Source organism: Apibacter sp. HY039 (genome assembly GCF_004023655.1).
GTDB lineage: Bacteria > Bacteroidota > Bacteroidia > Flavobacteriales > Weeksellaceae > Apibacter > Apibacter raozihei.
In genome coordinates, this window is sequence record NZ_SAYM01000002.1 from 438549 (window position 1) to 450693 (window position 12145).

At 28.0% G+C, this 12145-nt stretch carries 18 protein-coding genes and 1 pseudogene; 18 read left to right on the top strand and 1 reads right to left on the bottom strand.

Going from position 1 to position 12145, the window contains the following annotated elements:
* Window positions 1-35: 35 nt before the first annotated feature.
* From EQ921_RS14905 to EQ921_RS06030, 18 genes and pseudogenes are all read left to right on the top strand, one after another.
* Entirely contained in the window at window positions 36-242 is a 207-nt protein-coding gene (locus tag EQ921_RS14905; RefSeq protein ID WP_370449497.1) for an RHS repeat domain-containing protein, read from the top strand.
* A 1-nt stretch (window position 243) separates the two neighbouring features.
* Window positions 244-510: a hypothetical protein gene (locus tag EQ921_RS14910; protein WP_255424454.1), complete on the top strand. Its 267-nt coding sequence runs from the start codon at window positions 244-246 to the stop codon at window positions 508-510.
* 131 nt (window positions 511-641) lie between these two features.
* Window positions 642-1229, top strand: a complete 588-nt coding sequence (locus EQ921_RS05960) for a hypothetical protein (protein WP_128330961.1) — start codon at window positions 642-644, stop codon at window positions 1227-1229.
* A 396-nt stretch (window positions 1230-1625) separates the two neighbouring features.
* On the top strand, window positions 1626-2135 hold the full coding sequence (locus EQ921_RS05965) for a hypothetical protein (protein WP_128330962.1): 510 nt from the start codon (window positions 1626-1628) through the stop codon (window positions 2133-2135).
* A gap of 37 nt (window positions 2136-2172) precedes the next feature.
* A complete protein-coding gene (locus tag EQ921_RS14955) occupies window positions 2173-2343 on the top strand; it encodes a hypothetical protein (protein ID WP_370449498.1) in 171 nt (56 codons plus the stop codon).
* A 1059-nt stretch (window positions 2344-3402) separates the two neighbouring features.
* Entirely contained in the window at window positions 3403-3762 is a 360-nt protein-coding gene (locus EQ921_RS05970) for an RHS repeat domain-containing protein (protein ID WP_164875596.1), read from the top strand.
* A gap of 44 nt (window positions 3763-3806) precedes the next feature.
* Window positions 3807-4010 (top strand): hypothetical protein, encoded by a 204-nt coding sequence (locus tag EQ921_RS05975; RefSeq protein WP_128330964.1) that lies wholly within the window; start codon window positions 3807-3809, stop codon window positions 4008-4010.
* A gap of 3 nt (window positions 4011-4013) precedes the next feature.
* Complete coding sequence (locus tag EQ921_RS05980; protein WP_128330965.1) at window positions 4014-4364, top strand: hypothetical protein; 351 nt, start codon at window positions 4014-4016, stop codon at window positions 4362-4364.
* A 795-nt stretch (window positions 4365-5159) separates the two neighbouring features.
* Window positions 5160-5723, top strand: a complete 564-nt coding sequence (locus EQ921_RS05985; protein WP_255424443.1) for an RHS repeat-associated core domain-containing protein — start codon at window positions 5160-5162, stop codon at window positions 5721-5723.
* Between the two features lie 333 nt (window positions 5724-6056).
* Entirely contained in the window at window positions 6057-6668 is a 612-nt protein-coding gene (locus EQ921_RS05990; protein WP_128330966.1) for a hypothetical protein, read from the top strand.
* 153 nt (window positions 6669-6821) lie between these two features.
* Window positions 6822-7580: a hypothetical protein gene (locus EQ921_RS05995; RefSeq protein WP_128330967.1), complete on the top strand. Its 759-nt coding sequence runs from the start codon at window positions 6822-6824 to the stop codon at window positions 7578-7580.
* Entirely contained in the window at window positions 7573-8169 is a 597-nt protein-coding gene (locus tag EQ921_RS06000; protein ID WP_128330968.1) for a hypothetical protein, read from the top strand. The genes EQ921_RS05995 and EQ921_RS06000 overlap by 8 nt, the downstream gene beginning before the upstream one ends.
* Window positions 8170-8429: 260 nt before the next feature.
* Window positions 8430-8681, top strand: a pseudogene (locus EQ921_RS06005) (hypothetical protein); the annotation flags it as partial.
* A 116-nt stretch (window positions 8682-8797) separates the two neighbouring features.
* Entirely contained in the window at window positions 8798-9124 is a 327-nt protein-coding gene (locus EQ921_RS06010) for a hypothetical protein (protein WP_128330969.1), read from the top strand.
* Window positions 9125-9160: 36 nt separating this feature from the next.
* A complete protein-coding gene (locus EQ921_RS06015) occupies window positions 9161-9568 on the top strand; it encodes a hypothetical protein (RefSeq protein WP_128330970.1) in 408 nt (135 codons plus the stop codon).
* 255 nt (window positions 9569-9823) lie between these two features.
* Window positions 9824-10336, top strand: a complete 513-nt coding sequence (locus tag EQ921_RS06020; protein WP_128330971.1) for a hypothetical protein — start codon at window positions 9824-9826, stop codon at window positions 10334-10336.
* A gap of 107 nt (window positions 10337-10443) precedes the next feature.
* Window positions 10444-10953 (top strand): hypothetical protein, encoded by a 510-nt coding sequence (locus EQ921_RS06025; protein WP_128330972.1) that lies wholly within the window; start codon window positions 10444-10446, stop codon window positions 10951-10953.
* 113 nt (window positions 10954-11066) lie between these two features.
* Window positions 11067-11585 (top strand): hypothetical protein, encoded by a 519-nt coding sequence (locus EQ921_RS06030; protein WP_128330973.1) that lies wholly within the window; start codon window positions 11067-11069, stop codon window positions 11583-11585.
* A 208-nt stretch (window positions 11586-11793) separates the two neighbouring features.
* Here the strand turns inward: EQ921_RS06030 and EQ921_RS06035 are convergent, their stop codons facing one another.
* Entirely contained in the window at window positions 11794-12042 is a 249-nt protein-coding gene (locus EQ921_RS06035) for a hypothetical protein (protein ID WP_128330974.1), read from the bottom strand.
* Between the last annotated feature and the right edge of the window lie 103 nt (window positions 12043-12145).

Below are 12145 nucleotides of genomic sequence, written 5' to 3' on the forward strand. Positions count from 1 at the left end.
AAAATTTTGTGTACGGGTTATAAAATTAAATCTTTTTGATAAATAAGTTTTATAAGTACAAATACAACGGAAAAGAATTACAGGAAGAGCTTGGGCTCAATATCTATGACTATGGAGCACGTAACTACGACCCGGCTATAGGTCGTTGGTTTACTGTTAACCCGCCATTGGAGCAAATGAGAAGACATTCGCCTTATAATTACGCCTTCAACAACCCTGTTTATTTTTATAGATCCCGATAGTATGGTTCCAGATGAACATTGGGTAGAGAAAGCCAATGGAAATATTTATTGGGATAATAATGCAATTTCGCAAGCAACAACTAAAGATAGAGAAAGTTATAGAGGGAAGAATTATACAAGAAAAATAGAATGGGATAATAAGAGAGGAAAAGGATTGGTACAAGAAAAGTATAAGGAATATAAGGCGGTTCATAAGGGCTATTCTCAATTAGATTTTAAAGGAAAAGTTTCCACAGCTAAGGAAATAACAGGAAGATACCAATTCTAGAGGCACAATGTGGTATATAAAAATTAATGGTTCAGCAGATCAATTAACTAAATTTGGAGCATTTTTTAAAGAATACTTTAAAACTCATCAAAAGATGAATATTAATTTTCAAATACCTAGTAATCATAATAGTGGAAATAATGTTAAAGCAAACTCAACTCTTGGACAGTAAATTAATGATTTTTAACACCTTAGTTCTATTTCTGTTTATTACATGTAATAAACGACCTATACCTTCAAAATTAGATAATCAATATAATAGTAGTTTAATTAAAGATACAGCAGTTAATAAATTTATATTACAGGATACATTAAGTATATTAAGACAAGTTGGAGATATTAGTAAATTAATAGAAGATGATTTCAATTTAGGAGAATGTGTGACTTTATTAAATAATTCAGAATCGGAATATTTGAAAATAAAAAGGGAGTATGGTGGATTCAATAATCAATATAGTTATTTTTGTGTAGGTTATAAAAATGAGAAAGTACAAAAAAGTAAAATATTGCGAGATAGTAATTTTACTTCAAATAAAGGAGCCTTTTTAGGAATGTTACAAGAAGATTTTTTAAAAAAATATTCAGAAATTGCCTTTAATAAAGTAACAGATAAAGATACAATAACCTATGCTTTTATAAATAAACAAAATATATATGAAGCAAGATATGTTTTTGTAAATAATAAATTAATTAAGTTTGAATTTGGTTATCAAGATTAGATATATAATAAGCCCTGCAATAAGTGGGGCTATTTTTTATTGAATATATTTACACAGCATATGCCTTTTTAGTCTTATAGTCACGCAGAAATGCATTTAGTAAAGAGTTGACAATATTAAGCTGTTCGTTAGAGAGTTGTTAAATATCCAACAATTACCTTAACGTGCATTCAAAAAATTTTTAAATCGGGGAATAAAATTTTATATCTTTACAATGCTTCGGGTTCTAAAATGCAAAAATAAGCAATACAAAACGTTAAAGTTATATATAGCTTATATCTGGAAGGTTTTCTTAATAAAAACAACTAATTAAAATATATTTTACTTATCCCAAATCTCGACATTTGCAATATATTGATAAATAAAAAAAACATATTGAAGATAATATTAAATATTATGAAAAAAAATAAAATAAATGTAGTTTACATTTTTGTATTTACGATAATTACAATGTTTTTTTTTAATTGTAAAAATAAATCTATACAGGTTAAAATTGAAAATCAAGAACCTTGGTATGATCCTATAAATAACAAAGAGACTTTATTTTCCATAAAATTATTTACTACCTTGAGTTTTAAAAATGATAAAGAAACCGCATTTACTCTGGAAAGAAAAGATTATAATAATTTCTTTATAATTTTTAGAAAAGATACATTTGCTTTAGTTCCTGAAATAAATTATGCAAAAAAGGTAGTTGAAAAGGGAGATAGTATTTCTATAGTATATTTTACAGATCTATATCATAAGGAAAAAGACTTTGATAATCCTGCCTTTTTGAAAGAGATTGAAAACTGTCCAATTAAACAATATAACAATCAGGAAAAAATTGAAAATTCTTCTGAATACGAGATTCAGTCTAGTATAAGTTTATGGAATGCTCCTCCCACTCCAAATACTATTGATTGATTTTATATAATAAGAAGAATTATAAACAAAGTTAAGATTGAATATTTATGATTACGGGGCAAGGAATTATGATCCGTTTATGGGTAGGTGGTTTACTGTTGACCCGTTAGCCGAACAAATGAGAAGACATTCACCTTACAATTATGTGTTTAATAAGTTTTTAATAACGGTAGTTCAAAAATATATTAAAATCTATATGAATTGTTAACAGCTATATCTTAAAAAATAGATAAAGTAGTAATTAATGAAAACACTTATGGTATTAATACTTCAAATATAGGTGCAAATAAAATTTACTACTAAGGGGTCCTTAACTAGTGCTTTTAATAAATAAAGATAAGGGAGTTATATTAGAAAAAGATCCAGTCGTAAACATTAATTTTGTTAATCCCACTGAAGAAAAAATATTTTTTGCAACTCTAAAATCATATTATAACATATTATATACTTTAGAACATGAATAATGACTTTAAAAAATCACTTAGAAATCCAGCTAAAACTACATATGTAAATGATTTTAATTGATGGGAACGAAACAACGAAATTAGAGCTGTCAACTACCAAAAGACACGAGATTCTTGGATAAAAACTACATCATAACATTAAAGAGCAAATAAAAAAATATGTGAAATGAAATATATATTTAAATTAATACTTATACTTTTTTTTGCTAGTTGCAGTAATGCAAACTACCCTGTGAAAGTTATCTATCAGTCTGCCAATAATCATAAAAAAGATAGTTTAATAAATTTTAATATTTTTATAAACAATATTACTAATAAAAAAATTTTAATTAAATACAATATTGACAAACTTAATGTGGGGTGTGCTTCTTTAGACACTTTAGATTCTATAGTGTTTTATAAAAATAACATTGAAAAAAGGGGGCTCGAAAACAATTTTTTAATTGAAAATAAAAAAGGTTTATTTAGAAATTTTTTTAATAAAAAAGCTATAATTGAAATTTTTAAAGGCCAAAATATAATTAATTTAGGTTTCATCACAATGCATTGTAATGAAACTTCGGATATAATTTTAGCGCCTAAAGAAAATTTCCTATACAAAAACCTACATATTGATTATAGACTTTTAAAAGTACTAAAGAATGATAAGAAAATCAGATTATTATACATATATAAAAATGAAAAAAATAAGCTGATTATAATAAAATCAAATTGGATAATTTTACCTAAATAATAATTTATAAACATTATAACAGAATGTCAGGCTTTCTTATGCTCAGGAAAACGTAATTTTAAAAATTAAAGTGAAAAAACATTACTATCATTTCGGCTTAAAATATACTGGCTACAACTCTCAAAGTGGACAGCCGGAATATAAATACAACGGAAAGGAACAACAGGAAGAAGTCCGGCTCAATGTTTACGATTACGGAGCCCGTAATTACTCTCCTGATACAGTTCGTTGGTTTACTAAAGACCCGTTAGCTGAGAGACACCTTAACTTCTCTCCTTATGTTTATGTCATAAATAATCTTATACTATTTATAGATCTTTATGGGATGGACATTATTATTAGGGGGAGATTAATAGTTTTGGAACTATTACAGGTCAATATAAGTACTCTGATGGAAATGTATATTACAGAAATGGAGATGAGACTTTAAATTAGGGAGAATGGAGTCAATATTCAGGAGAATTGACGGATAAAATGAGTGAAGTAGTAGGCTTATTGGACCAGTTATCGGCTAATTCACAAGGTAAATCAGAATTAATTGATTTTTTTGATCAAGCGGGTAATGATATAGTTATAAGTATAAATCTAGATCAAGGAATGGGTAGTGGATCAGCTTATAGAGGTGTTACGTTGGGTATTCCTCAAAAAGTCCCTGTAGAAGGGAATCATTCTCCATGAGAGATGTCTCCGGAATACGTTACATTAGCCCATGAGATGGCACATGCAAAATCCTATAGATTAGGTATTCAGAATATAGACGTTGGGGTTGATGGAGCTAAACAAATGTTGACAGATAATGTAACAATAGATGAGCTTTATACTACACATATAGAGAATAAAGTACGAGCAGCAGCAGGCTTAAAGCTAAGACCATCATATGTTCCAAGTGAAAGAACATTTTCAGATGTATTAGAAGGATCTAAGAGCTTACATATAAATAAGAATGAGGATTACTCTAAGATGCCGTTACAAAAAGTATCTAGAAATGACGCATTTGATTACAGAACTATAAAGAAAGATGGAAGCAATTAATAAATCAATAGCAGGCATAGTTATCTTAGTTCTATTATCTTGTCAGACTTCAGGACTAAACAGATCTTTAAGTAAAATAGAGAAGATAGAAGAACAAAAGCGTTTGTTTAAGGTTACTAAAAATGATTCACCTGAAAAGCGGGAATATTTAGCTTTGGAGGATAGTTTATAGGAGTTATTATGATTATAGGAAAAATGAAATCAAGGACATAATAGAACAAAAAAAGTTAAAGAGTTTTGTTTTAAGAGAATTATTTACCAGATACTTTACTCACCTTATATATGGAGTTTATATAATAACACCTGATTCTACATTTACGTATTATCCTGATACAAATGTGAAGTATGTAAAAAGTTTAAAAGAATCGAATTTAACAAGTGATTATCATTACTTATTCAGGAATGATAGTGTATTTGTTAGTAGGAAACTTTCTTATATCGATCTCATGGATAGAGCAAAAGGTTTACCTCTAACTAAGTTATCGTCTTGCTATATTTCAGAATAAAGAGAGGGGAAACTTAAGCAGATGGCTATTAATGATTCGGTTATTTATAAAAAGAGAGGAAGTAGGATGATAATAGATTTTAATAGAGAAGTTTGGGATACTCAAGAAGGAGACTGTTTCATGAAAGGAGATGAGATAGATTGTGGATATATAAAATTTAAAAATTGTATAAAAGATAATCGAGGTGTCGTAATAAGTTGTGATACATTGAAGTAAAACTATTGAACCTCGTATCTTTACAATCCTAAGGTTACTAATATGCAAAAATGATTTATTCAACGCTCTCAAAGTGAACAGCCGTCATACACATATAAATACAACGGAAAAAGAATTACAGGAAGAGCTTGGGCTTAATGTCTATGACTATGGAGCGCGTAACTACGACCCAGCTAAAGGTCGTTGGTTTACTGTTAATCCGCCAGTGGAGCAAATGAGAAGACATTCACCTTACAATTATGCGTTTAATAACTCTATTCGATTTATAGACCCAGATGGGATGGCTCCGGATGCTTTAGATGGTACAGATACACAAATAGTTACTAAAGATAGAGTGTTGATATATGATGATGGAAATGTATATCAAACAGGCGAAAATTATGATTCATCTGATTTTAATTCTGGTAAATATTTAGATGTTGAAACCCTAAAAAACAATAGTATTCAAATTACTGAAAATGGAAAAGTAGTTGCGTCTGATAATCAAGTTTTGGAATATGTTAAGTCAATAATGCCAGAAACGGCTATAAATCCTACAGTGTTTACTATTTATATTGTTAATTTACAAGAAACAGGTAGCAATTCATTTAGTATTGGTTTGTATTCTTCTAAATATAAGAATGGAAGTTGGGCATAGTCAAAATTAGATGATAATGAATTTCATTTTAAATACGAAAAAGGTAAAAGTAATTTATTACTAAATAATTATTACAATACTAAAAATGGCTTTAGAACATAATGATGACTATATTAGTAGAGCGAATATGCTCTTTAGTAAATCAAAAAAAGTTATCTTATCAGGAGAATATTCAAGTTGTGGTGGATTGAGTAGATATAAGTCAGAAGGGGAAATAAGAGCCCTAAAAGTATAGCAAAGTAAAACGACCTATAAATTTACAACTGATAAATTTAAGGCAGCAATAAATAAATATCTTTATAAAAATAGAACTAAAAGAAAAAATAATTCGGAATGATTAAAAATTATGTATATATAAAGTTAATGGCATGTTTTATTTTCAGTCTTTTTTTATTAGGATGTTATAGTGATGATAGAATTATTGTGCAAGTAGAAGAAAAAGAACCCTCTCAGTTTAAAGTAGATTTTATCAATTTTGATAATCAAGGAGTAGTGAAGTTCAATATTGTTTTCGAAGGGGCTCTTAATTTAATTTTTAATTATAGGGATGTGCAAGAAAGAATATTTTATGATGAAAAACTAGTACATACAGAAAATATAGAAAGTGTTTTCGATGAAGAAAAAAATAAGGGTCGTTCATTTTTTATTATACAAAAAAAATCAGGCGAATGGAAAATAATTAATGATGAAATGGAGTGTACTAAAGATCCATTATTATTGGATTTTCTTGAATATAGTGAAGTGAAAATAGCATTATCAGTAGGGGATAAAATGGTTATCCCAGTAAAAATTTATTGTAGATCTTTTTCATTCAAATGTGAAAATAATTTTAGGAATAAGGATTATACTAAAAAATATTTGCCCAAAATATTTAGAATAATTTATTTTTATAATAAAGAAGGTAGTAAAATGCTATTCTATACTAATTGGTATACGATAAGATGATTCAATGATGTTTTATTAAGCATAGATGATGTATTTCTTTACTAAGATAAACAAAAATAGAGGTAACTTTACAAAGATGCCTCTTTTATAATACTCTTTAGTAAGCAAATTGAGAAGTTCAGTCGGTTAAATATTGACCCATTAGCCAAAAAAATGAGTAGACATTCGCCGTATAATTATGCCTTCAATAACCCTATACGTTTTGTTGACCCAGATGGAATGGATTGGGTTGAGTCTAAAAATGGAGATGTTACTTGGCGAGACGATGTTACAGCCAAAAATTATAAGGATAAAGGTGTACTTCAAAAAGGTGAAACTTATAGAGGAACTTATTATGAAAGAGCAAAAACCTGGGATAACAAACATCACAAAGGGCTTGTTTTAGAAATGTATCATACAAGTGGTAAAATGGATTACTCTCCTGCAAAAGAGGTAAATGTAGAGATATCAGGAGAAATGAGAAATTCTAAAATTGGTGATGTTGACGTTAAGTTGAATGCAACATTTGAAAATGGCAAAACAAAAAACATAAGCTCTTATGAAGCTGTTGCAGGAGGCTTTGGAAATGGTGCACCAGAAAATGGAGAATATACTGTTGATAGTTATCAGTACAGAAGTCCAAATGGATGGTATAACAAAGGAATGAATCGGGACGGAGTTGGATTTAGCTTTAATCTTAATCCGCAATTTAGTACAGGTAGAAGTTTGTTAAGAATACATCCTGATGGAAACAATGAAGGAACTCTGGGTTGTATCGGAATGTCTGGGGATAAAATTGTTCTTACCAATTTTAGAGATACTCTAAGAAGTATGATAAAAACAGGAGGTCCAGTACCTGTAAATATTAATATTCAAAATAATCCTAATAATAATGGTAGAAGTGGAACGAAAATACCAAATGTTAATGAATAGTCTTTTGTTATTGTTTTTTCTGTTTTTTAGCTGTCATCAATCAGAAAAAAAAATACAAGAAAAGATAGAAAATGAAACTGTTATTACAGAAAAATTTTCTAAACCAGATTTTAAAATAAATCAATTACAATTAAGAGAAGAAAGTTCAGTAAATAATTTTTATCCTCAAAATATAAGATTATTAGATAACTTACGATATTCCCCTGTGATTGCTTTTACAGATAAAGAAAAAAAAGAATACTTACTTGCGTATCAATATGAGGGAGATGTAAAGAATAGTTTTAGTTGCTTCGAGGTAGGGTATTTAAAAGATGACCCTAAACTTGAGAAAGATGTTACAGAAACTAAATACGATAATTTTAATACAGAATCAGGGCTGAAATTAGGAATGACTTTAGAAGAAATAACCAATCTAAAAGGTAGTGATTATAAGGATGAAAAAAAATCTGATGAAGAAATTATAAAATATATAATTGATAATCCTGATGACCCCAAAATAAAACAACATGAAATGCCTCCGTATTTTATGGAATTTTATCTAAAAGACAACAAACTTTATAAAATTCTATTTGGTTTTGAATATCCCTAAAATAAAAACCGCCACTCAATGAGTGGCGGTTTTTATTTTACGAATACGCTTTTTTGGCTTTGTAGTCACGCAGAAATGCAACTAGTAAAGCATTAACAATTAATTATTATATTTAATATTTATACAAAGCTATGAATACTAGAATGAAGAAGCCAATCTTACAAAGAGATAACCTCTCTCAAAGTGAACAGCTGTAATACACATATAAATACAACGGAAAGGAACTACAGAAAGAGCTTGGGCTCAATGTCTATGACTATGGAGCGCGTAATTACGACCCGGCTATAGGTCGTTGGTTTAATTCCGCCCCATTAGCCAAACAAATGAGAAAAAATTCACCGTATAACTATGCCTTCTACAACCCTATTCGATTTATTGATCCGGATTGCAGAATGGCAATTTCAAGTGATTGGATATCCGATGAAAAAGGTAATTTGATTGCTGAAAAAGGGGGGAATGCAAAACACTTACTACATTTTTGGGTATTTCACAAAAAAATGCTAAACATATGATAAATAACTAAAACCTTGCTAACGAAACTAATAATGGTTCTGTTAGTGTAAAAGCAAGGGAAACATTCACATTAGATAATGTATTTACTCGTTCTATCAAAAATCCTAAAAGTGACTTGACCATAGATGCAGCTATTGCAAGAACATCTAAAACAGGTGCAAAACCCGAAGATTATTCTAATTGTTGGGGTTCAGCAATCTCTGGTAATCAAGGGCTAGAAATTCAAGTAGGAGAAGGCATACCCACTCCAAACACTTTCGATGCAAAATTAGCATCAGATTATACTCCAACTACAGAAGGAAAAGCACAGTTTGGAAAAACTTTTTTACGTTTTACCGATGCAGGAAATAATACTCAACACGGTGCGGTTTTTTATCGTAAAAGTCAAGATGGTACAACTTATGTTTACACAAAAACGGTTGTTACCTTAAACCCGAAGTAATGAAATTATTAGTTTTACAAATAAAATTTCCAAGTTATGACACAGTTCAAGGAACTAATTCTTCTAATAGTGATTATTACAAGCCTAAAAATCTTTAATTCTTGTGCTGTAATTAACCGAAAAAGCAGAGTAATACTAGCAGATAAAACAACTCAAATTCAGATAAATGATACATTGGTTTTATCTTCAAAAGATTACGAAATTATATCATTAAACAACAGTATATTAGATATTGAAGTAACAAACAATCAAATAATTTCTTTAATTGAAAATGTAAAATATTCTGTAATAAAAATTGAAATTCAACAGGATAATAAAATTGCAAAAGGGAATAATTTATTAAGTTCATTTGTTCCCAAAGAATATGATTATTTTTATTCATTAAACAAAGGGTATATACATTTTGTAAATAACAGGATTAACTTTCGGAAAATAATGAAATAACAATCAGAGCCCTGCAATTTGCAGCGTTTTTTTTAACTTCGCATAAACAAAAAAAGGGTGAAAAAATGTGTAGCAAAGCCAGGTACTTAATTTTATACTTTGTATCATTTCCCATTTTCAGGTTTTAAATCGTCCGTTTTTGGCTCTCAAAATTAGACAAAAGAAAAAAGTTATCAATATAATGTAATCATATTATTTACGTGCCATCTTATAATACAACAATTATTTACAACAGTCAAACAATAACACAAACTTATGAAGGAAAATTTAAGAGATAGAATAATTGTATTTTTAATATTATGTTTTACTGTTGTAAATGGCAATGCACAAAGGAAAGAGAATAAGGAAGTTTTTTATACTTTTTTAGATAATTTTCTTGAAAAATTTATTGCTTCTAATAACGAGAATAAGATAGATGATTGTTTATGGTTTGTGGAAATAAATATAGTAAAAAAGTGTGACAGAAATATATTTTTTTCATTTAATTCGGTTTATCTGTTACCTTCAATTGAACAAGATTATTATGTATATAATTATAAAAATAATTTAATTATTTATAGGGTTAATCCTAAAGAAAAGTCGCGGAAAATTAAATTTTTTTTCAACCAATATTTAAAAAAAACTAACTATAATATAAATTTATTACCTAAAGAAGGAGAAGTAAATGGGCATCAATCAATTATAAATGGAGTGGGATTACTTTACTTTGAAGATAAGTTATATACGAAGTCATCTGAATTTGAATTAATAGAGAAGTATTGCGAATAAATAATAACCAAAAAACTCCTCGTATTGCGAGGAGCTGAGGTCATGCTCTTTGTCTAATAAATCCAACACTACTCTTATTTACAACAGTAAAACAATAACTCAAGCATATGAAGGTAAATATAAAAAATAAAATTATCCTAACTTTTCTTGTCTTGCTAATCAGTGTATACTCTTGTGGCGTTAATTCAAACTATAAAAGCGCGGAGTTGTACAGCGTATTAGATAATATTATTGAATCGTCTGATAATTCGTCAAATGACTTTTATATTGAAATTAAAGAATTCAAAAAATGTCATAAAGATGTATTATATGGAGTTTCCATTAGATATATGATTAATTTAATAAACACAGATAATTACCATACTTATAAATATAAAAATAAAATTATAATTTTTGTATCAAATGAGAAAAATCAAATGAAAAACTTTTTCGATACTTACCTTATAAAGTGTAATTGTGATCTATCTGGATTTCCTAAAGAAGAATGGAGTGAGACTAAAGGATTTCGATATCAGTCTATAGTAAATACAATAGCTTTATTGTATAAAGATTTTATGTTTTGTAAAAATGAAGAAATAATACAAAACTTTATGGATCAGGATTGTAAATTTGACTAAACAAAGTATTCATTCTAGTTGAAAAAACATTATAGGTATGAGTAGTCTAAAAGATTACTAACTTGTTTACAAAACAACAATTATTTATAATAGTAAAACAATATTAAATGTTTATGAGGGGAAATATAAAAAATAACATATTTAATATATGTATATTGTTAGTAGTGATTCTAAATTTGCAATGTAGAACACAAGAGTCATTAGTAAATAAAAGAGATTTGCATGATTCTATAGATGTTTTTCTTGAGAAAACTAAAGATGTAAAATATGAGTTTATTCAGATAGATTTAGCGATGACTTGTAATGAAAATATTGTGTTTATGCTTAGTAAAAAGAGTGATATAAAGAAAGATCCAAATATACGTTATCAATTATATAAGTATAAAAATGATGATATTTTATACTGTGTAAATAATAGTAAAGAGGGTGAAGAACTTGAATATTTTTTTAGACCATATTTTGAAAATTTAAAGGTTAATTTAGAAAAATATAGTAAGTATTCAGGTGATATGAATTCAGTACTTTATAGTGTAGGGCTTTTTTATATAAATAAAAAGTTTTATTTATCCTCATCATATACAGATGATTTCATTAAGAATAATGATTGTAAATGGTATTTAGGGGCTAAATAAAATAAACCCTTTTCATAATAAATTGAATCCCAAAAGTTTAGACAAATTATACTTTAAATATTTAAAAAGAAAGCGACCTATACGTATCAGTCGCTTTTTATTTTACGTTTCTTTATTCAATAATTCCAACAACTCGAGTTCATCTTTAGGGATAAGAGACCGTAGGAGTTATAAGATATTTTAGAGATCCCATTTATAGTGTTTCCTGTTAGTTAGAAAGAGTTTTCGCCAATTGTGCCGTTTGGGTAAATTCACAAAGAAATTTAATAGTAAAATCTAAGTTCTCGTAATCCAGAATAGATTTAAAATTTTCTAAAGTAGTTAAGCAATCTTTAGGGTTAAGGTTTTGTTCGACTTTTTTGTTTCGTGTTGTCATAGTAAAAAATGTTTGTTTTAAATAAACACGGCCATTGTCAACAAATTCTAACGAGTAGAAAATTCTTGGGACCTCCTCCATATTATTTGAAAAAATTTTTTCAATAAGATTTTAAACTTATTTTAATATAATTTCTTATTTTAGTTAAAAGATACTTAAAAAAAAATTTAGCGAGAGGTTTATA

Excerpts from the sequence above, each read along its gene's own strand:
- EQ921_RS05995 (WP_128330967.1), top strand. The coding sequence starts at position 6,822 with ATGAGTAGACATTCGCCGTATAATTATGCCTTCAATAACCCTATACGT.
- EQ921_RS05980 (WP_128330965.1), top strand. The coding sequence starts at position 4,014 with ATGTCTCCGGAATACGTTACATTAGCCCATGAGATGGCACATGCAAAA.
- EQ921_RS06030 (WP_128330973.1), top strand. The coding sequence starts at position 11,067 with ATGAGGGGAAATATAAAAAATAACATATTTAATATATGTATATTGTTA.
- EQ921_RS06000 (WP_128330968.1), top strand. The coding sequence starts at position 7,573 with ATGAATAGTCTTTTGTTATTGTTTTTTCTGTTTTTTAGCTGTCATCAA.
- EQ921_RS05965 (WP_128330962.1), top strand. The coding sequence starts at position 1,626 with ATGAAAAAAAATAAAATAAATGTAGTTTACATTTTTGTATTTACGATA.
- EQ921_RS06035 (WP_128330974.1), bottom strand. The coding sequence starts at position 12,042 with ATGGAGGAGGTCCCAAGAATTTTCTACTCGTTAGAATTTGTTGACAAT.
- EQ921_RS05990 (WP_128330966.1), top strand. The coding sequence starts at position 6,057 with ATGATTAAAAATTATGTATATATAAAGTTAATGGCATGTTTTATTTTC.
- EQ921_RS14910 (WP_255424454.1), top strand. The coding sequence starts at position 244 with ATGGTTCCAGATGAACATTGGGTAGAGAAAGCCAATGGAAATATTTAT.
- EQ921_RS06020 (WP_128330971.1), top strand. The coding sequence starts at position 9,824 with ATGAAGGAAAATTTAAGAGATAGAATAATTGTATTTTTAATATTATGT.
- EQ921_RS06015 (WP_128330970.1), top strand. The coding sequence starts at position 9,161 with ATGACACAGTTCAAGGAACTAATTCTTCTAATAGTGATTATTACAAGC.
- EQ921_RS05975 (WP_128330964.1), top strand. The coding sequence starts at position 3,807 with ATGAGTGAAGTAGTAGGCTTATTGGACCAGTTATCGGCTAATTCACAA.
- EQ921_RS06025 (WP_128330972.1), top strand. The coding sequence starts at position 10,444 with ATGAAGGTAAATATAAAAAATAAAATTATCCTAACTTTTCTTGTCTTG.